The 18584-nt window shown below is 66.8% G+C and carries 18 protein-coding genes and 2 tRNA genes; 15 read left to right on the forward strand and 5 right to left on the reverse strand.

The genetic code is table 11. The features are described from left to right. Positions 1 to 317: 317 nt before the first annotated feature. Positions 318 to 671 (reverse strand): L-rhamnose mutarotase, encoded by a 354-nt coding sequence (locus OXG33_03610; GenBank protein MCY4113015.1) that lies wholly within the window; start codon positions 669 to 671, stop codon positions 318 to 320. Between the two features lie 12 nt (positions 672 to 683). Between OXG33_03610 and nudC the strand changes: the two genes are divergently transcribed. The 11 genes from nudC (at position 684) to OXG33_03665 (ending at position 11842) form a co-directional block, all read left to right on the forward strand. Further along, the gene (nudC, locus tag OXG33_03615) at positions 684 to 1595 is read left to right on the forward strand and encodes an NAD(+) diphosphatase (GenBank protein MCY4113016.1); all 912 of its coding nucleotides are present in this window, start codon (positions 684 to 686) and stop codon (positions 1593 to 1595) included. A 94-nt stretch (positions 1596 to 1689) separates the two neighbouring features. Then, positions 1690 to 2316 (forward strand): NYN domain-containing protein, encoded by a 627-nt coding sequence (locus OXG33_03620; protein ID MCY4113017.1) that lies wholly within the window; start codon positions 1690 to 1692, stop codon positions 2314 to 2316. A gap of 68 nt (positions 2317 to 2384) precedes the next feature. After that, positions 2385 to 2681: a HigA family addiction module antitoxin gene (locus OXG33_03625; GenBank protein ID MCY4113018.1), complete on the forward strand. Its 297-nt coding sequence runs from the start codon at positions 2385 to 2387 to the stop codon at positions 2679 to 2681. Positions 2682 to 3341: 660 nt separating this feature from the next. Further along, positions 3342 to 5438 (forward strand): ABC transporter substrate-binding protein, encoded by a 2097-nt coding sequence (locus tag OXG33_03630; GenBank protein MCY4113019.1) that lies wholly within the window; start codon positions 3342 to 3344, stop codon positions 5436 to 5438. Positions 5439 to 5520: 82 nt separating this feature from the next. Further along, on the forward strand, positions 5521 to 6672 hold the full coding sequence (locus OXG33_03635; GenBank protein MCY4113020.1) for an ABC transporter permease: 1152 nt from the start codon (positions 5521 to 5523) through the stop codon (positions 6670 to 6672). Beyond that, positions 6669 to 7619, forward strand: a complete 951-nt coding sequence (locus tag OXG33_03640; GenBank protein ID MCY4113021.1) for an ABC transporter permease — start codon at positions 6669 to 6671, stop codon at positions 7617 to 7619. The genes OXG33_03635 and OXG33_03640 overlap by 4 nt, the downstream gene beginning before the upstream one ends. Then, on the forward strand, positions 7616 to 8830 hold the full coding sequence (locus tag OXG33_03645; protein MCY4113022.1) for a sulfite oxidase: 1215 nt from the start codon (positions 7616 to 7618) through the stop codon (positions 8828 to 8830). The genes OXG33_03640 and OXG33_03645 overlap by 4 nt, the downstream gene beginning before the upstream one ends. Positions 8831 to 9064: 234 nt before the next feature. Then, on the forward strand, positions 9065 to 10051 hold the full coding sequence (locus tag OXG33_03650) for an ABC transporter ATP-binding protein (protein ID MCY4113023.1): 987 nt from the start codon (positions 9065 to 9067) through the stop codon (positions 10049 to 10051). Next, on the forward strand, positions 10051 to 11061 hold the full coding sequence (locus OXG33_03655) for an ABC transporter ATP-binding protein (GenBank protein ID MCY4113024.1): 1011 nt from the start codon (positions 10051 to 10053) through the stop codon (positions 11059 to 11061). Before OXG33_03650 ends, OXG33_03655 begins: the two co-directional genes overlap by 1 nt. A gap of 74 nt (positions 11062 to 11135) precedes the next feature. Further along, positions 11136 to 11438: a type II toxin-antitoxin system Phd/YefM family antitoxin gene (locus OXG33_03660; GenBank protein ID MCY4113025.1), complete on the forward strand. Its 303-nt coding sequence runs from the start codon at positions 11136 to 11138 to the stop codon at positions 11436 to 11438. Further along, positions 11438 to 11842: a PIN domain-containing protein gene (locus tag OXG33_03665; protein ID MCY4113026.1), complete on the forward strand. Its 405-nt coding sequence runs from the start codon at positions 11438 to 11440 to the stop codon at positions 11840 to 11842. Before OXG33_03660 ends, OXG33_03665 begins: the two co-directional genes overlap by 1 nt. A gap of 34 nt (positions 11843 to 11876) precedes the next feature. Here OXG33_03665 and OXG33_03670 read toward each other — a convergent pair whose 3' ends face one another. The 4 genes from OXG33_03670 to OXG33_03685 all read right to left on the reverse strand — a co-directional run bounded on the left by OXG33_03670 (position 11877) and on the right by OXG33_03685 (position 12788). Then, complete coding sequence (locus OXG33_03670; GenBank protein ID MCY4113027.1) at positions 11877 to 12143, reverse strand: type II toxin-antitoxin system RelE/ParE family toxin; 267 nt, start codon at positions 12141 to 12143, stop codon at positions 11877 to 11879. Continuing rightward, the gene (locus OXG33_03675; protein ID MCY4113028.1) at positions 12127 to 12354 is read right to left on the reverse strand and encodes a ribbon-helix-helix protein, CopG family; all 228 of its coding nucleotides are present in this window, start codon (positions 12352 to 12354) and stop codon (positions 12127 to 12129) included. Before OXG33_03675 ends, OXG33_03670 begins: the two co-directional genes overlap by 17 nt. Before the next feature lie 222 nt (positions 12355 to 12576). Next, positions 12577 to 12669, reverse strand: a tRNA-Ser gene (locus OXG33_03680). A gap of 31 nt (positions 12670 to 12700) precedes the next feature. Further along, a tRNA-Ser gene (locus OXG33_03685) sits at positions 12701 to 12788 on the reverse strand. Between the two features lie 141 nt (positions 12789 to 12929). Between OXG33_03685 and OXG33_03690 the strand changes: the two genes are divergently transcribed. The 4 genes from OXG33_03690 to OXG33_03705 all read left to right on the forward strand — a co-directional run bounded on the left by OXG33_03690 (position 12930) and on the right by OXG33_03705 (position 18320). After that, on the forward strand, positions 12930 to 13328 hold the full coding sequence (locus OXG33_03690; protein MCY4113029.1) for a DUF309 domain-containing protein: 399 nt from the start codon (positions 12930 to 12932) through the stop codon (positions 13326 to 13328). Positions 13329 to 13484: 156 nt separating this feature from the next. Next, positions 13485 to 14252 (forward strand): SDR family NAD(P)-dependent oxidoreductase, encoded by a 768-nt coding sequence (locus OXG33_03695; GenBank protein ID MCY4113030.1) that lies wholly within the window; start codon positions 13485 to 13487, stop codon positions 14250 to 14252. A 390-nt stretch (positions 14253 to 14642) separates the two neighbouring features. Further along, entirely contained in the window at positions 14643 to 15815 is a 1173-nt protein-coding gene (locus OXG33_03700; GenBank protein ID MCY4113031.1) for a S1 RNA-binding domain-containing protein, read from the forward strand. A 45-nt stretch (positions 15816 to 15860) separates the two neighbouring features. Then, positions 15861 to 18320, forward strand: a complete 2460-nt coding sequence (locus tag OXG33_03705; GenBank protein MCY4113032.1) for an ATP-dependent Clp protease ATP-binding subunit — start codon at positions 15861 to 15863, stop codon at positions 18318 to 18320. The last annotated feature ends 264 nt before the right edge of the window (positions 18321 to 18584 follow it).

Consider the following 18584-nt stretch of genomic DNA (forward strand, 5'->3'; position numbering starts at 1 on the left):
TGACCCCTCCGTCACTCCGGCGAAGAGCCTGCCCCGTACTCGATACGGGGCCGGAATCCAGGTCCCCGCCCGCTGGCGACCGGCGCAGGGACAACCCTCGCGGCTGCCCGGCCCGAGCCCATCCGCGTAGGGGCACCCCTCGTGGGCGCCCGTTCGCGATCTCCCGAGCCAGCCGCCCCGGTCCGGTCCCCTCTCCCTCGACTTCCGCTCTTTCCACCTGGTAGGGGGAGGGCTGGGGAGGGGGTCAGAGCCTGCCCCGAGTCGATTCGGAGGTGAGGGGGTTCCCCACCCACAGCCCCGCCGACCGCCTCGTCCCGTCAATCCTGGTGAAACAGCTCCTCCAGCATCTCCAGCGGCACCAGGCCCGAACTCATGTCCACGTCCAGGATGTCCGTGTGCAGGTCCTGCCAGCGCAGCTGGGACTCCGACTTCGCCAGGTATTCCGTCGCCGCGTCCCAGTCGTCGCACTCCAACAGGCCGATGGCGTGGTGGCCGAAGAGCACGATGGTGTAGTTGCGAATGCCCGCGACGGTATTCTCGGCCAGCAATTCGGGCCACACGTTGGCGTGAGTCTCCCGGTAGGCGTCGATCTTGTCGGGCTTGATCGGCAGGGCAAAGGCGATGCGCGGCATGACGTTCTCCAGCACCAGATATATAGCCGCTAGCAGCATGCGTCGCCGCCGGTGACTCGTCCACACACCTTTAGCGGAAACCGGCTGGACCGCGCCGAGCGCGAGCGGCGCGACCCGGCCTGGATCGCGCGGCGCGAGCGTGATCCCGCCAGCGTCTTCCTGCCGTTACGCCGCCTGGACGTCCTGGTGCGCGAAACCACCGCCACGCGCCTGGACTGGCGCCCGGGCCGCTGGCTGGCCGAAATGCGGGTGGACGGGCCGCGCTATCTGCTGGGGATCTCCGGCGGTGTGGCCCACTTCGCGGTGGACGTTTCGGACCATCCCGACGATCTCGACCAGGACCGCGAGCAGCGCTTCGCCGAGCTGCGCGAGGCTGCGGGGCTGCTCCCGGCGACCGAGGCCGGAATCGCCGCGCAGGCCCGGGCCAACGTGGACTGGCACGCGCGTCACCGGTTTTGCGGTGCGTGCGGTCACCCCACCGCGCCGCAGCGCGGCGGCCAGTCGCGCAAGTGCGGGCACTGCGGCATGGAGCACTTCCCGCGCACGGACCCAGTGGTGATCGTGGTTGTCGCCGACGGCGATCGCTGCCTGCTTGGGCAATCCCACGGACGGCTGTCGAGCCAGCGCATGTTCTCCGCGCTGGCCGGGTTCATGGACCAGGGCGAATCCATCGAGGAAGCCGTGCGGCGCGAGGTGGCCGAAGAATCCGGCGTCCAGGTCGGCGCGGTGCGCTACCACTCGTCGCAACCCTGGCCGTTTCCCTCGTCCCTGATGATCGGCTGCCACGCCGACGCGCTCACGTTTGACCCGCGCCCCGACGACGTCGAAATGCAGGCCGTCCGCTGGTTCGACCGGGACCAGGTCCTCCGCGCCCTCGCCGGCGCCGATCCCCACCTCCGCGTCCCCGGCGAGTACGCCATCGCCCACCACCTCATCCGCGCCTGGGCGGAGGGGGAAATCTAACCGGCGGCGTCACTTCGAGGGCAATGGTGATCTACCCACCGCCGCGGCACTGCGGTGTGCATAGAATTGTTTGAGCGTCTACAGGCAATCATCCATGGACCGCGTGTTCATCTACTGGGATAACTCAAACATCTTTCACGAGGCGCAGCGCCTTGCCGAAGAACGGGGCGAAGGACCCGACGCCCGCTACCGGGTGCGCATCAATTTCGACAACATTCTGCGCCTCGCGCACGCCGACCGGCCGCTCGAGCGCGCGGTTGCCGCCGGGTCCATTCCTCCGGAAATGCGGCATCTATGGAATCGAATGGAAGGCGCTGGGGTGGAAGTGCGGCTGTTTGACCGCGGCAGCCCCAACCGCGGCGAACAGGACATGCCCGACCGGTTGTTGCAATTGCGCATGCTCGAAGACGCGCTGGATTACAATGGCGATCCGGGCATCGCGGTGCTGCTGACGGGCGACGGCGCGGGCTATCTAGAAGGGGCGGGCTTTCACAGCACACTCGAACGCATGCACAATCGCGGTTGGCGGATCGAGGTCCTCTCATGGGCGCACTCTTGCAACCAGCGAATGCGGGGCTGGGCCGAGCACAACGGCGTGTTTGTTGCGCTGGACGATTTCTATGACGCGATTACGTTCATGGAGCCGTCCCAGCCCGGATTCGAATTGGCGCGAGCGCGAGACTCGGCGGACTTGGACCTTTCGCAGCGACTGATTGCCTGATAGCTGATTTCGAGCACCCATCGTGTCCTTCGATGTCAACTCGTTGACTGCCCTAGCAGGACAGACACATGCCCATGAAGAATCCACCGCATCCGGGGCTGTCGGTGCGGTTCGATTGCCTGGCGCCGCTGGATCTGAGCGTCACGGAGGCGGCAAGGCGCTTGGGCGTCAGCCGCAAACAGCTGTCGGATGTCGTGAACGGTCGCTCCGGGATCTCACCCGAGATGGCGATCCGCCTGGACAAGGCCTTCGGGGGCGGCGCTGCCGCGTGGTACCAGCTACAGGCCTCCTACGACCTGGCCCAAGCGATGCAGCGGTCGGATGACATCCACGTCGCACCGATTCACGCTGAGGTCCAGCGATGACAACCTGCCGGCGCAACGTGCCCGTGGTCGAATCACCTCCCCTTCCCAAGCCACCCAGAAAGTCGCGGCCGGTGGCGATCGACCACAGGATGAGAATTCCGGTCAGCTTCTTCGAGCCGCTTCCGCGGCATCTCATTGCCGCATTTCAGGGAGACGCTGACCCGGCGTGAATCTGCTACTGGGTACCTGAGAGGCGCAGTTGAAGGCGTACCCGAATGGCTGACGTCCTAATTGTACCGTTCAACAGCGGGGACAACGCCTTCCTGGCGGTCGGCAACGACCGGGACGATCTGCGGGTCTGGCACATCGACGATGGGGTCCTGAGGGAAACCCGGTCGCGCTTTCCCGGCTGCTTGCGCTTTTGCCCTACGCCGATTTCGGGGAGTGGGAAACGGGCGATTGGAACGATTCGGCCAGCCGTTACACCGTCATTCGCCTGCGTCCCCACGAATGACCACTGCCACCGAGCGCTCGCCTTCCCGCAGGTGGCCCCTCGCGCACCACGTCGTCAGCTAGCGGCCGCGACGCACATACCGCCGTGTCCGACTTGACTAATCAGCCGCTGGCGACGGGAAAACTCACGTTCGCGACTCGCAACGGTAGAACCGTACCCCGTACTATTGGCACACGGTCCCAGACTCCAACGGCGGAGTGGTTCAAATGGGCGGCATCCTGCGCGGACGGCTGATTCTCCTGGTCCTGATTCTCGGCGTCGCCGCGGCGGCGCTCGCCTGCGGCGACACTGCCGAAGCTCCGCCGGTCGAAACGATCGTCACCGTCACGGTGGAAGTCCCGGTCGAGGTCGAGAAGGTCGTTGAGGTCGAGAAGGTCGTCGAAGTCGAGAAGATCGTGGAAGTCGAGCGCGTCGTCGAGGCCACCCCGACCGCGGCAGCGCCCGCCGAAGCCGCGGCGCCCACCGGTCCGGCCATCTACAAGATGGGGCTGTTCGAGGATCCGATATCGCGCAACGTCTGGAACTACCTGGGCGGACCGGCAGGGTCGGTCTGGACCGGATACGTCATCGGCGGGTACGCCACGCAGCTCTACGGCTATTCCGACCAGCGATTCGACTGGGTCCCGGTGGCCGCGGACGGCTTTCCGACGGCATTGGCCCAGGAGACCGTCGACGGCGTCGAGTTCTGGACCACCGAGGTCTCGCTCAAGCAAGGCGTCACCTGGAGCGACGGCGAGGAGCTGACGGCGGACGACTTCGTCTTCACGGTCAACACCGTCATGGACCTGCAGCTCGGCGGAAACTGGGCTCAGCTGGTGGACTCCGCGTTCGTCGATCGGGCGGAGGCGCTCGACAGCCATCGGCTGAAGATCTATTTCAAGTCGACCGACGCCGACGGGAATCCGCAGACGCCCGGCCTCAGCGTGTGGCAGTTCGGCCTGGCCTTCATGCCGATTCTCCCTGAGCACTACTGGGCGCCCGTGGTGGAGCAAGCCAAGCAGGCCGGCACCGCGCCCCAGCAGATCGAAGCCCTGTTCGCGCACGTACCCGACGGCGAGCCCACCGCCGGCGGTCTGGCGTTTCGCCAGTGGGAGCCGGGCGCGTTCTTTGAAAACGAGACGGTCTCGAGTCATTTCCAGATGGGCGCCGTCGTCACGGAGTTCGCCAACGGCGCCTACCGGGAGACCAACGAACGACTCGGCTACAGCGAGGTCGCGTACGGCGAGGCCACCGGCGACACGGTTCTGGAGTTCGAGGTCGGTCCGCACTTCGAGACGGAGATCTTCAGCATCTACGGCAACCAGGACTCGGCGATCCTCGCCCTGACCACGGGCGACATCGACTTCCTCTTCAACCCACTGGGTCTGGAGAAGGGCTTTCTGGACCGCGTTCGGCAAGCGCCTGACCTGGAAGTCGTGACCAACCTCGATAACGGCGTCTTCTACCTGGGCTTCAACACCCGCAAGGGGCCCATGAGCTTCCGGGAGTTCCGGCAAGCCGTGGCGACCATGATCGACAAGGAATTCGTCGCGCAGTCGATTCTTCAGGACGCCGCGATTCCCATGTACGCCATGGTCCCCGAAGGCAACGCCTTCTGGCACAACGACGCCACGTCCAAGATCGGCCAGGGGCTGAGCCTGGGCGAGCGCATCGCGCAGGCGGTCGAGCTTCTAAAGAGCGCGGGGTTCACCTATGAGCAGGAGCCCGAGGTCGGCGAGGACGGCGAATTCGTCTCCTCGCCCGGCAGGGGCCTGCGCATGCCCGACGGGTCGGAGATCCCACAGCTCGAGTTGATCGCGCCGAGCGCCGGCTACGACCCCCTGCGGTCCACCTTCGCCATCTGGATCGAGCGCTGGCTCAACGACCTGGGCATTCCGGTTCGAGCGCAGCTGGTGGGATTCAACGTCCTCGTCGACCGGCTCTTCAGCGAGACGGTGGCCGAAGACCTCGACATGTGGATCCTTGGCTGGGGCTTCAGCATCTTCCCCAACTACCTGGAGAACATCTTCCACAGCCGCCACGCCCCAGAGAACGAGGAGGGCGGCTACAACTGGGGCGGCTACGGCAACCCCGAGTACGATGCGCTGGCCTTTGCCCTGCTGTCCGAGACCACCATCGAGGGCGCCCGGGAACTGGTCTACCAGATGCAGGAACTGCTCGCCGACGACCTGCCCTACGTGACGCTGTTCACCACGCCGAAAATCGATGTGTTCCGACCCACGCGGGTCGAGTACCCCTATACCTCGGTGCTCGGCGGCATGGCGCAGCAACAAGGGCTGCAACACGTCGTGCTGCTCAAGTAGCGCTTGACCGCGCGAACCAGGCGGGCTGCATGGGCGTAGTCGCGGTGTCAGCGGCCGATTCGCGTTCGCGCAGGTGACGTAGTTGGCCGCCTACCTCCTGCGTCGCACCGTCCAAATCCTGCTCACGCTCTTTGTCTTTCTGACCATCGTGTTCTTTCTCGTGAGCGCCCAGCCCGGCGACATCACCCGCCTGTACTCCATGGACCCCAGTCTCCCGCCGGAGACCCGCGCGAACCTCCAGGAGCTCTTTGGCGTCAACGAGCCGCTGTGGAAGCAGTACCTGGTCCATCTCAAGAACACGGTCACCGGCAACTTCGGCGTCTCATTCAGCCTCTATCCGAGGACCGTTGGCGACGTGATCCTGGAGCGCCTGCCGCGCACGCTGGTGCTGTTCGCGACGGCGACCGTGATTTCCTTTTACCTCGGCTTCGCACTGGGCAAAATCATCGCCTGGCGCCGCGGCGGATGGGTCGAATACACCTCGACCATCGGCGGGGTCTCGCTGTATACGGTGTTCACCCCGTGGTTCGGCCTCATGATGATCTGGCTGTTCGCCTTCAAGGCCGGCTGGCTGCCCATCGGCAAGTTCCTCGATCCGGTGGTATGGCGCGATTCGCCGACCGACTCGAACACGGTCTTCAACCTCATGCTGGCGACCGCCGCGATCCTCACGGTGGTCGTATTCGCGGTGGCAGTGGCGACCAAGAAGAAGCGCCTCGCCAAGGCGCCGCTCATTCAGGCGGGGACCGTCATCGCGGCTGCCGTGGCTGTGATCGGCGTGTGGCTGGCATCGGGCGTCGGATATCTCGCCCTGGACCTCGTCAAGCACATGATCCTGCCCATCGCCACGCTCACGCTGATCAGCTTTGCCGGAACCATGCTCCTGACCCGCAACAGCATGCTGGAGGTGATTCGCGAGGACCACGTGATGGTGGCCCGGGCCAAGGGATTGCCCGAAAAGGTCGTGCGTGACAAGCACGTCGCCCGCAATGCCCTCCTGCCGGTGGTCACCAGCTTCGTCTTCAGCCTCGCGTTCGCCATCGACGGCGGCGTCATCATTGAGTCCATCTTCTCCTGGCCCGGGATGGGGCAGACGCTCGTGTCGGCCACGGTCAGCGAGGACCTGCCGCTCGCTGTGGGCGCCTTCGTCTTCGTGGGCGTGTTCGTGCTCGTGGCGCACCTGGCGGCCGATGTCCTCTACGCCTACCTCGACCCGCGAGTCCGCCACCGATGAGGCTCGACGTCGCGCGCGTTGCCTCCACGCTGGCGCTGTGGCACATGCGCCTGGCGCTGGCGGGCCGAAGCCTCAAGCAGAACTGGTCGCTGTTTCTCGGAACGCGCATTGGCCTCTTGGGATTGGCCATCATCGTCTTCTACCTGCTGCTGGCCGCAGCGCATCCGATCCTGATGCACACAATCTGGGACGAGCGCACCTACGACCCAATCGTGGGCTACGCCTTCGACGAGCCCGTCCAGCCCGCGCCGCCGAGCCTGAGACATCCGCTCGGCACCGACCCGCTGGGCCGGGACATCCTCAGCCAGCTCATGTTCAGCACCCGGTCCGAGTTCCTGCTCGGATTGCTCGCGGCGCTCATGACGGTGTGCATCGGCACCATGGTCGGCGCCATCGCCGCCTACTACGGCGGGTGGGTGGACACGCTGCTGATGCGGCTGGCCGACATCATGATCATGATGCCGGCGATCAGCATCCTCATCGTGCTGAGCGCCCTATTCGAGGTCGGGCACCTGGAGCTGGCCGTACTGATCGGCCTGCTCTCGGGATTCGGCGGCACGGGCGTTGTGCTCAAGTCCCAGGCCCTTTCCGTCGTCGTCAAGCCCTACATCGACGCCGCCAGGGCCGCGGGCGGCGGAACGCTGCACATCCTGCTCGTCCACGTGGTCCCCAACCTGCTGCCGCTCTCGTTCCTCTACATGATGTTCACCGTCACCAGCGCCATCTTCTCGGAAGCTGTGCTGAGCTTCCTGGGCCTGTTGGACGTGCGCATGAGCTGGGGCCTGATGATCCACACCACCGAATCCGCCGGATACCTGCTGCAAGTCGGCGAGTACTGGTGGCTCATATTCCCGGCCAGCCTCTCGATCACCCTCCTGTGCTCGTCGTTCTACCTGCTGGGTCGTTCGCTGGACGAAGTCGTCAACCCGCGGCTGCGACGGCTATGAGCGGCCCCGCAAGCATTGGCCGGCGACGCGTCCTCCAGGCACTTGCCGTCGGAGGCGCGGCCGCGGTGTTGGCCGCCTGCGGCGATGCGGGCGACTTGGGGGCGACACCAGCGGATGCCGCGCCGGTCTCCAACGTCGCGTCGCCGCAGCCTTCCGCGTGGTTCAAGGACACGACGCCGTTCATCGTCCACGACGACGGCAAGAGCCTGGAAGCCCGCCTGGAATACATGGATGGGCTGATCACGCCCCATCGCTTCTTCTTTGTGCGCAACAACTCCGTCAGTCTCGACGTGGACGTGGATGCGTGGCGGCTCTCCATCGAAGGGGACGCCGTCGCCAATTCCCTGACGCTCACCTACGACGACATCCGCAAACTGCCCAGCCGCACGCTCGTCTGCTACCTGGAATGCGCCGGCAACCACCGCGCCATGTTTGGCCTGGTGCAGGAACGGCAGGCCAAGGGCACCCAATGGATGACCGGGGGCGTGAGCAACGGCAAATGGGTCGGCGTCCCCCTGCGCGAGGTGCTCACCCAGGCCGGGATCGCCGACGACGCGGTCAGCGTGCTGCTCATCGGGCTGGACACCGAGTCGCCGGAGCAGGGGTTTCGCCGCGTCCTTCCGGTGGCCAAGGCGCTGCACCCGGACACGCTGCTTGCCTACTCGCTCAACGGCGAAGACCTGCCGCGGGACCACGGCTTCCCGCTCCGCGCGCTGGTGCCCGGCTGGGTGGGCAGCAGCAACGTCAAGTGGCTCGGCCGCATCGTGGTCTCGCGGGAGCGCCTCTGGACGCGCAACAACACCACCTCCTACGTGCTCATCGGCGACGACTATGCGCCGGACGGCCAGGCGCTGGGCAAAGTCACGACGACCCAGGTCATCAAGAGCGCGCTGGCGCTGCCTTGGCCAGCGACGCTGCCTGCGCAACGCCACCAAGTCCATGGCTTCGCTCACTCGCCCGACGGTCCGATCCGGCGGGTCGAGTGGAGCCTCGATTCCGGAGAGAGCTGGCGCGAGGCCGCGGTGCTCGAGCCCCAGGTGCAGTACTCCTGGGCGCGGTTCGAGCTCGAGTGGGACGCGCGTCCGGGCGAATACACGGTCATGACCCGCGCCACCGACGCCGCGGGCAACACCCAGCCGGACGAGATTCCCTTCAACGAGAAGGGCTACCTCTTCAATCAGCCGGGCCCGCATCCGGTTCAGGTCAGCTAGCGACAAATTGGGGATGGACGAACACGCAATGCGACACCAGGTGCCTGAATCGGCAGCAGGTCCCTGCGGCTGCCACCGCCGCGGTCTGGCCCCCTCTCCCTCGATGGGAGAGGGATGGGGTGAGGGTGCTACCGCGGGCGATGGAGGCCGCCGCCCGGCGCATGTCGAACGAGGAAGAGCGCCCCACTGCCCAAGCCAGGCCGCACACGTTCATCCAGCGCCCACCGGTCCGCGATGAACCGCGCTCACACGCCCGACCCGGTCCTCGCCGTCGAGAACCTCGCCATGTACTACGCGACGCGGGCCGGCGACGTGCGCGCCGTCGATGGGGTTTCGTTCGCCGTCCAGCGGGGGGAGTCCATTGGCCTGGTGGGCGAGTCCGGTTGCGGCAAATCCTCCATCGCCATGGCCCTGCTCAAGCTGCTGCCGGTGAACGCCCGCCTCGTCAGGGGCAAGATCCTGCTCAACGGCGCCGACCTCGCGCCGCTCTCTGACGACGAGATGCGGGCGCACCGGTGGAACCACATCGCCATGGTGTTCCAGGCGGCCATGAACGCGCTCAACCCCGTCTACCGGGTCGGCGACCAGATCATCGAGGCCCTTGACGCCCACATCCGGTCAACCCCCGAGATCTCGATGGAGCGCGTGCGGGAGCTCTTCGACCTCGTGAGTCTCGATCCAAGCTTCATTCCGCGCTATCCGCACGAGTACAGCGGCGGCATGAAGCAGCGCGCCGGCATCGCCATGGCCCTGGCCTGCGAGCCGGACCTGCTGATCGCGGACGAGCCAACCACGGCGCTCGATGTCATCGTGCAGGACCGCATTCTCAAGGAGCTGCGGAAGGTCCAAGAGGCTCTGAACATGAGCCTGATCTACATCTCGCACGACATGGCCGTCATCGCCGAAGTCAGCCACGCCGTGGGCGTGATGTACGCGGGCCGGATCGTGGAGTGGGGCGAGACGGTGGAGGTCTTTCACCGCCCGATCCACCCCTATACGCAGACGCTGATGTCGGCATTTCCCAGCGTGACCGGACCCAAGCACAAGCTGGCGATGCTTTCGGGCGAGCCCCCCAACCTGCTCACGCCGCCGCCCGGATGCCGCTTCCATCCGCGCTGTCCCTATGCCACCGACGTCTGTCGCTCGGAAGAGCCGCCCACGGTGCGCTCCGGCTCCCACTGGGCCGCCTGCTGGCACCCCCTCGACGGAGCGGCCGCCTGATGGCCACCGCCGCGTCCGTCGGGACCAGGCCCTTGGTCAAAGTCGAGGACCTGCAGAAGCGCTTCCCAGTCTCCGCCGGCCTCTTCGAGCGCAGCCACAGCTTCGTCCACGCCGTGGACGGCGTCTCCTTCGAGCTGGCCCGTGGCGAAAGCTTCGGCCTGGTCGGCGAGTCCGGCTGCGGAAAGACGACCACCGGACGGCTGCTGGTCCGGCTGGCCGAGCCAAGCGACGGGCGGGTGCTCTTCGACGACGCTGTGGGCACGCCAACCGACATCACCCACCTGTCCGGGGCGGACCTCAAGGCCTTTCGACGCCGGGCGCAGATGATCTTTCAGGACCCCTACGAGTCGCTCAATCCGCGCCGCACGATCTTCGACACCGTCGCCGAGCCGCTCAAGGTCCAGGACGCCTGCGGCCCGCACGAGTGCCTGGAGCGGGTTTCGCGCATGTTGGAAATGGTGGGGCTCACGCCCGCGGCGGCCTATCTCTTCCGCTATCCCCACGAGCTGTCTGGCGGGCAGCGGCAGCGGGCCGCCATCGCCCGGGCCCTGGTCATCGAGCCGATCTTCGTCGTCGCCGACGAGCCCACCTCGATGCTGGACGTCTCGATCCGAACCGGCGTCATGCAGCTGATGCAAAGCCTCGCCGACCGCCTGGGGATCAGCTACCTCTACATCACGCACGACCTGGCCGTGGCCCGCTACATGTGCTCCCGCATCGCCGTGATGTACCTCGGCAAGATCGTGGAAATGGGCGACACCGAGGCCGTGCTCCAGCACCCCAAGCACCCCTACACCCAGGCGCTGTTGTCCGCCGTGCCGATTCCCGATCCCACCGTGACCCGCGCCCCGGTCAGAATCGCCGGCGGCGTCTCGACGCCGGTGGACCCGCCGCCCCGCTGCCGCTTCTACGACCGCTGCCCAATCGCCGACGACTTCTGCCGCGACAACGACCACCCGCCGCTCGAATCCAAAGGCTCAGGCCAACTGGCGGCTTGCTACAAGGCGTAGTGCAGCGTTTCTGACCAATATGACATCATGGTCATATTGGTGAACGGGCGGCGTCGGGATAGAGGAGGCGCAGCGTGACCAGACGGGTGAGCGTGGCGCGGGCCAAAGCCGAGCTATCGGCGCTGATGGCGGCGGTCGCCTATCAAGGCCAGCACGTCGTGATTGAACGCCGAGGCAGGCCGATGGCTGCGCTGGTGAGCGTGGACGACCTTGACCGGATCGAGGCGGAGCGGGCGACCTCAGCGCGGCCGCGGGGCGCGCTAGCCCTCGTAAGAGCCTGGGAAGACGTCGGCGATTCCGAGATCGACGCGATGATTGCCGACATCTACGCCGCGCGCGAGCAAGACACCGGACGCGAGGTGGCGCTCGACGACTGATGTACCTCCTCGACACTGACGTTCTGAGCAATCTCCTAAAGCGCTCGCCCTCGATATCTCTGATCGCAAAGCTGGCCAGCGTGCCGGCGGAGCAGCAATTCACGTCGAGCATCACGCTCGGCGAGTTGATCTACGGCGCACAACGACGGGGGACAGAAGGGGATGTCCTGCTGCGTCGAATCGAAACCCTGCTCCTGCCCGAGCTGCCGGTGCTGCCCTTCGACACCGCCGCCGCGAGGCGTTATGGCGCACTGCGAGCCGAGTTGGAGCGGTGCGGAACGCCCTTGGGCGATGCCGACCTGCGCATCGCCGCCATCGCACTCGAGCGCGGTCTGAGCGTCGTCACCGGAAACCTGCGGCACTTCCAGCGGGTCCCGGGCCTGCCCGTCGAGAATTGGCTCTAGTCGAGAGCTTCTGATTGGTGTCGGTGCCGGAGGGTCAACGGTAGACCTGGTCTCGCCCGGCCACTCGCAGCACCAGAACCCGCAGCACTTCGTCCTGGAGGTCGCAGATCACGCGGCACCGCCCGACCCGGTAGCGCCACAAGCCGCCCATCGGTCCGGTCAATGCCTTGCCGCGCCGCCGCGGATCGTCGAGAACCGCGACAAGTTCGTCCATGTACTCAACCACGCGTCGCGCCATGCGCCGATCAAGCCTGCGAAGTTCCCTCAGCGCCGTGTCGGTGTAGTCAACCGTCCAGGCCAAGGTCGGCTTTCACGTCGGCTGCCGGGTGTACTGGCTCCTGCCCCTTGCGCACGCGCTCGAGCGCATCGGCGGCCAGGTAGTAGTCCTCGAGGTCGTCGATGCCGCCTTCAATCAGCTCGCGCAAGTAATAGGCCTTCGAGCGCCCGGTTTGCGCGGCGAGGAGGCGCAGCCGCTCCTCGGTTTCGCGAGACAGGCGGATCGACGTCGCCAAAAGTGATAGCTCTGAATGCAGTGAATACAAGTATGCATAGTATCTCGGGCGGCACCAAAAGTGTGGCGAGCGCTAAGCCGCCAATGCCGCCAGCCGGATCGAAGGCCGTCTCCACGCGGCGCAAACCGCCAGCAGCGAGGTCGAATTGGAGCATTGGCGTAGGTCCGCTCAGGGCGCCGCCGCGCGGCAAGAACCCGCGCTAGGCCGCGGCGAAACCGCCGGCGGAGGAGGTGGGATTCGAACCCACGACCGAGGGGAGCACCCCCGGTAACCGCTTAGCAGGCGGCCGCACTAGACCAACTATGCGACTCCTCCAAGTTCGGACCGGGCCGGATCGGGCATCGGGCGGAGGGGGTGGGATTCGAACCCACGAGGCGGGCAAGCCGCCTAGTGGTTTTCAAGACCACCTCCTTAAGCCACTCGGACACCCCTCCAGCTTTACCGAAGTATAGCCCGGCCAGACCGCCGCGGACCCGCGTGCCGCCTGGCTATGCTGGCGTCGCCCTGATGGCGGCGCACCGCGTGGCCACACTGGCGCGAGGCGAGGGGAAATCGGCGTGTGCGGCAAGGCTTCCGTGCCCCGCGGCTGCGACGATTCGCCGGACGAGGCGCTGCTGCGCGGGGCGGCGCTGTTCAATCAGCGCGCCTTCTATGCCCAACACGAGGTCCTGGAAGACGCCTGGCGGGCCGAAACGGGAACGGTGCGCGATCTGTACCGCGGGATCTTGCAGGTCGGCGTGGGGTGCTATCACCTTTCGCGCGGGAACCATCGCGGCGCCTGCAACCTGCTGCGCTACGGCTTGGCGCGCTTGGAGCGATTCGAACCGGTGTGCCTTGGGGTGGACGTGTCAGCGCTGCGGAGGGATGCGGCGCGGGCGCTGGCGGCGCTCGAAGCACTGGGTCCGGAGCGCCTGGATGAGTTTGACGATCGATTGCTCCCGCGGGTGGCCTTCGTCGCGCCGGAGACTGCCTAAGGACCGGACGACTCCCCGGCTTTGCCGTCCGCACCGCCTCCATCCACCACGGCACGTACGATGGCGCACTGAGGGCGTCGCGCCGAGATTCAGAAACGGTTCCGGGCCGTCGGCGGCGCTGAGTCGGGAGCCATTAACAAGACGCAGGGGGACCAAATGGCGGGGGCACTGGCCATCACCGGCGCCGGACGCGGCATCGGTCGAGCGATCGCGTTGCGCATGGCCCGCGAAGGCTGGGCCGTCGCGGTGTCCGACATCAACGGCGACAGCGCCGCCGCGGTGGCGGCTGAGATCGAGCAGACCGGCCGGCGCGCGCGCGGCGACGCGCTGGACGTCACCGACCCGGACGCCGTGTCGGCCTGGGTGAATGAGGTGGACGCCGACCTGGGCGGGCTCACCGGCGCGGTCGCAAACGCCGGCATCATCACCATCCGGCCGCTGCTGGAGGTTTCGCCCGATGAGTGGCGCCAGGTAATGGCGGTCAACCTGGACGGCGCGTTCTTCTTCTGTCAGGCCGCCGGACGGGTGATGACGCCACGCGGGAAGGGAAGCATCGTCATCATCTCCTCGGCGTCGTCCCGCCGACCCTCGCTGTGGCTGGGGCCTTACAGCACCAGCAAGACCGCGCTGCACGGGCTCACGCGCAATCTGGCCCTGGAGCTGAGCGAGCATCAGGTGCGCGTCAACGCCATCAGCCCCGGCCTCGTGGATACCGACATGTGGGAGAAGATCGACCGCGAGCGAGGCGGCCGCCAGGGGCGGGCAGCCGGCGAGGTGTTCGCCGAGATGATCAAGATGGTCCCCTTGGGCCGCGCCCAGGTGCCCGAGGACGTCGCCACCATTGCCGCGTTCCTGCTGTCGGAGGAAACCGAGTACATCACCGGGCAGAACATCAGCTACGACGGCGGGTTCCAGATGCCCTAAGCGGGCTCACGCGCGCGGCCGGGGCGCACTCCCCCCGCTCCGCCGCCACGGTCCGCCTTCCCCCCACTCCCCGGATGACACCTTGGCGTCGCAAATTCGTCATTCCGGCGGAAGCCGGAATCCAGTCCGGTTGCGCCTGGCTACATGGGGTGAGGCGGTTTGCGAACCGCCCGTGCCGGAATTGGCAAGCGTCTCTAGGTGGGAATGGGCTGGAAATTGGGTGCATGTCATGAATGCAGGGAACGCCTCCAGCGCGCATGACGATGGAATAAACGGCCTATCGCATGGCCGCGAAGTCCACCAGAAAAATCCCCGGCAGCAGAAAGCCCCGTTGCTATACTCGGGTCCCAGACGACTTTTCTTCGATTCCGAAGTAATAGAGGTGCGCGCTTGACCACTACCGACGACGCGCCGGCCGCCGCCGCCGTCGCGGAGACCATGCCGCCGGACGAGATGCCGGCGCTTGAGTCCATGGAAGCCTTGTTGGAAGAGGCAACCGCGCAGCTGCCGAGCATCGGCCGCGGCGACGTCCTCGAGGGCGTCGTCGTTGGCATCGAGCCCGACGAGATCCTGGTCGACATCGGCCTCAAGGCCGAGGGCTTCGTGCCCGAGCGCGAGCAGTGGGACAACCGGCTCGAGGAGCCCCGCCCGACCTATTCGCTTGGCGAGACGGTGCTCGTGTACGTGGTGCAGCCGGAGGGCGACGGGCGCGCCATGCTCTCCTTCCGCCGCGCCGAGCAGGAAAAGGTCTGGCGCGCCACCGAGGAGCTCTTCGAAAAGGGCGAGATCATCGACGCCACGATCCTCGAATACAACAAGGGCGGCGTCCTGGTGGACGTGGGGCCGCGCGGCTTCGTGCCGCTGTCACAGCTCACCAGCCTGCGCCGCGGCGCCAGCGACGAGACCGAAGACGAGTTGGCCGCGCGGCTGGCGGAACTGGTCGGCCGCAAGATCAACGTCAAGATCATCGAGCTCGACCGTCGCCGCAATCGCCTGATCCTCTCCGAGCGCGTCGCCGAGCGCGAGGTCCGGTCCCGCCGCCGCGAGGTGCTGCTGGACGAACTGCAGGTCGGTCAAGTGCGGCAGGGCATCGTGAGCAACATCTGCAGCTTCGGCGCCTTCGTCGACCTGGGCGGCGCGGATGGCCTGGCCCACATCTCCGAGCTCTCGTGGAGCCGGGTGGAAAGCCCCGAGGAGATTCTGAAGCCGGGTCAGGAGATCGAGGTCTACGTCCTGTCCCTCGACCGCGAGGACAAGAAGATCGCCCTCAGCCTGCGCCGCGCGACCAAGGACCCGTGGCAGTCGCTGGAGTCCAAGTACGGCGTGAACGAGATCGTCGAGGGCGAGGTGACCAAGCTGGCGCCGTTCGGGGCCTTCGTGCGGCTCACCGACGGCATCGAAGGGCTGGCCCACGCCTCCGATCTCGGCGACGCGGCGCTGGACTCGATGCGCGAAGGCGACTTCGGCAAGTTCCAGATCCTGAGCATCGACGCCGGCCGGCGGCGGATCCGGTTGTCTCCCTTACCCACCGAGGTCGCCGATAGTGCGACAATGGAGGCGTAGGCCACCGCCCACGGTCGACACCGGGGCCGCTGCAGGGGATGTCAGGTGAACGACCGCCTGAATAAGTTCACCGAGCGGGCGAAGAAAGTCCTGGTCTTTGCCCAGGACGAAGCGACTCGGTTTAATCACAACTACATCGGCACCGAGCACTTGCTGCTTGGTCTGGTGCGCGAGGGCGAGGGCATCGCCGCGCAGGTGCTCACCAACCTCGGCGTCGAGCTGAACAAAGTCCGCAACGCCGTGGAGTTCATCATCGGCCGCGGCGAGCGCATGGTGGTGGGCGACATCAGCCTCACGCCCCGCGCCAAGCGGGTCATCGAGCTCTCCATCGAGGAAGCGCGGCGGCTCGGGCACAACTACATCGGCACCGAGCATCTGCTGCTTGGCCTGGTGCGCGAGGGCGAAGGCATCGCCGCCGGCGTGCTCGAGAGCCTGGGCGTGAACCTCGAGAAGGTGCGGGCCCAGGTCGTCCAACTGGTGAGCCAGAACTCCACCGAGCGCGGTCGCGGCGAAGCGAAAAAGAGCGGCTCCAAGACTCCCGTCGCCGATCAGATGGGCATCGACCTCACCGCGGCGGCGCGCGCCGGCAAGCTGGACCCGGTGATCGGGCGTCACGACGAGGTCGAGCGCGTCATCCAGATTCTCAGCCGCCGCACCAAGAACAATCCGGCGCTCATCGGCGACCCCGGCGTGGGCAAGACGGCCATCGTGGAGGGTCTGGCGCAGCGCATCGTCTCGGGCGACGTGCCCGAGTCGCTTCGCGGCCGGCGGCTGCTCACGCTCGACATGGGTGCCCTCGTCGCCGGCACCAAGTATCGCGGCGAGTTCGAAGAGCGGCTCAAGAAGGTCATCGACGAGCTCAAGTCGGCCAGCGACTGCGCCCTGTTCATCGACGAGTTGCACACCGTGGTTGGCGCGGGCGCGGCCGAAGGCGCGGTGGACGCCGCCAATATCCTCAAGCCGTCGCTGGCCCGCGGCGAGCTGCAGGTCATCGGCGCCACCACCCTCGACGAGTACCGCAAATACGTGGAGCGCGACTCGGCGCTCGAACGCCGCTTCCAACCCGTCACCGTGCGCGAGCCGTCGATCGACGAGACCATCGCGATCCTGACCGGCGTGCGCCCGCGCTACGAAGAGCACCACCGCGTCCAGATCACCGACGACGCGGTCAAGGCCGCCGCCGAGCTGGCCGGCCGCTACGTCACCGATCGCTTCCTCCCCGACAAGGCCATCGACGTGATGGACGAGGCGGCGGCCAAAGTCAAGATTCGCCACGGCATGCCCCCGCGCGCCGTGCGCGAGTTGGAAGCGAAGCTCGAGCAGATCACCAACGACAAAGCGCGCACCATCAACGAGCAGCGCTTCGAGGACGCCAACGAGCTGCGGCAATCCGAGCAGCAGCTGCGCATCGAGTTGAACGAGGCGCGGCAATCCTGGACCTCCGAGCAGGGCGAAGGACCGCCGCACGTCGGCGAGGACGAGGTGAGCCAGGTCGTCGCCATGTGGACCGGCATTCCGGTCACCCGCATTCGCCAGGAGGAGTCCGAGCGCCTGCTGCACATGGAAGACGTGCTCGCGCGCCGCATCGTCAGCCAGCAGGAGCCGATCCACGCCGTCGCCAGCGCCGTGCGCCGCGCGCGCGCCGGGCTCAAGGACCCGCAACGGCCCATCGGGGCCTTCATGTTCCTCGGCCCGACCGGCGTCGGCAAAACGCTGCTGGCCCGCGCGCTGGCCGAGTTCATGTTCGGCAGCGAGGACGCCCTCATCCGTATCGACATGTCGGAATACATGGAGCGCCACGCGGTATCGCGTCTTGTGGGCGCGCCGCCCGGCTACGTGGGCTACGAGGAGGGCGGTCAGCTCACCGAGGCCGTCCGCCGCCGGTCCTACGCGGTGATCCTGCTCGACGAGGTCGAGAAGGCGCACCCCGAGGTGTTCAACATCCTGCTCCAGCTCATGGACGACGGGCGATTGACCGACGCCAAGGGCCGCACGGTCGACTTTCGCAACACCATCATCATCATGACCTCCAACGTCGGCGCGCAGCACATCAAGCGCGGCGCGGCGCTTGGCTTCCACTTCGACGAGGGCGAGCAAGCCGACGAGGCTCGCTACAAGAACATGCGGGCCAAGGTGCTGGGCGAGCTGCGCAAGCTCTTCCGGCCCGAGTTCCTCAACCGCGTCGACGGCACCGTGGTCTTTCACGCGCTCACCCGCGCCGACGTCGAGGCCATCGTGGATCTCGAGCTGGGCCGGGTGCGCCTGCAGTTGAGCGAGCATGAGCTGGAGTTGGAGGTCACCTCCGAGGCCAAGTCACTGCTGGCCGAGCGGGGCTACGACCCGGACTTCGGCGCCCGCCCGCTGCGACGCGTGATCCAGAATCTCATCGAGGACCCGCTGGCCGAGGAGCTGCTCCGCGGCGCCTTCGCCACCGGCTCGAAGGTAATCGTGGACCGCGCCGGCGACGAGCTCGACATCACCACCCGAGCCCCTGTCAGCGCCTAGTCGGGCCCGCGCGCCGCGATGCGCGCGCCCAAACGTTTGCGAAGCCGGTTGAATCCCCGGCGCCTCCGCTCCGTCATTCCGGCGGAAGCCGGAATCCAGTCCGGTCGAACCCGAGGGTGCGCCGAATGGCTGGGGTAGAGGCGAGCCTGAGGCCCTTGTGTAGCTTCGCCAATGGGGATTGGCCGGTGGGCCCGGTCCCCTCTCCCTGGAAGGGAGAGGGCTAGGGTGAGGGTCATTCGGAACTTGTACGCGGGGTTTCGACCA

The organism is Chloroflexota bacterium, from assembly GCA_026708035.1.
In the GTDB taxonomy this organism is placed as follows: domain Bacteria; phylum Chloroflexota; class UBA11872; order UBA11872; family UBA11872; genus JAJECS01.

Excerpts from the sequence above, each read along its gene's own strand:
- OXG33_03640 (MCY4113021.1), top strand. The coding sequence starts at position 6,669 with ATGAGGCTCGACGTCGCGCGCGTTGCCTCCACGCTGGCGCTGTGGCAC.
- OXG33_03625 (MCY4113018.1), top strand. The coding sequence starts at position 2,385 with ATGCCCATGAAGAATCCACCGCATCCGGGGCTGTCGGTGCGGTTCGAT.
- OXG33_03630 (MCY4113019.1), top strand. The coding sequence starts at position 3,342 with ATGGGCGGCATCCTGCGCGGACGGCTGATTCTCCTGGTCCTGATTCTC.
- OXG33_03665 (MCY4113026.1), top strand. The coding sequence starts at position 11,438 with ATGTACCTCCTCGACACTGACGTTCTGAGCAATCTCCTAAAGCGCTCG.
- OXG33_03620 (MCY4113017.1), top strand. The coding sequence starts at position 1,690 with ATGGACCGCGTGTTCATCTACTGGGATAACTCAAACATCTTTCACGAG.
- OXG33_03655 (MCY4113024.1), top strand. The coding sequence starts at position 10,051 with ATGGCCACCGCCGCGTCCGTCGGGACCAGGCCCTTGGTCAAAGTCGAG.
- OXG33_03645 (MCY4113022.1), top strand. The coding sequence starts at position 7,616 with ATGAGCGGCCCCGCAAGCATTGGCCGGCGACGCGTCCTCCAGGCACTT.
- OXG33_03610 (MCY4113015.1), bottom strand. The coding sequence starts at position 671 with ATGCTGCTAGCGGCTATATATCTGGTGCTGGAGAACGTCATGCCGCGC.
- OXG33_03695 (MCY4113030.1), top strand. The coding sequence starts at position 13,485 with ATGGCGGGGGCACTGGCCATCACCGGCGCCGGACGCGGCATCGGTCGA.
- OXG33_03650 (MCY4113023.1), top strand. The coding sequence starts at position 9,065 with ATGAACCGCGCTCACACGCCCGACCCGGTCCTCGCCGTCGAGAACCTC.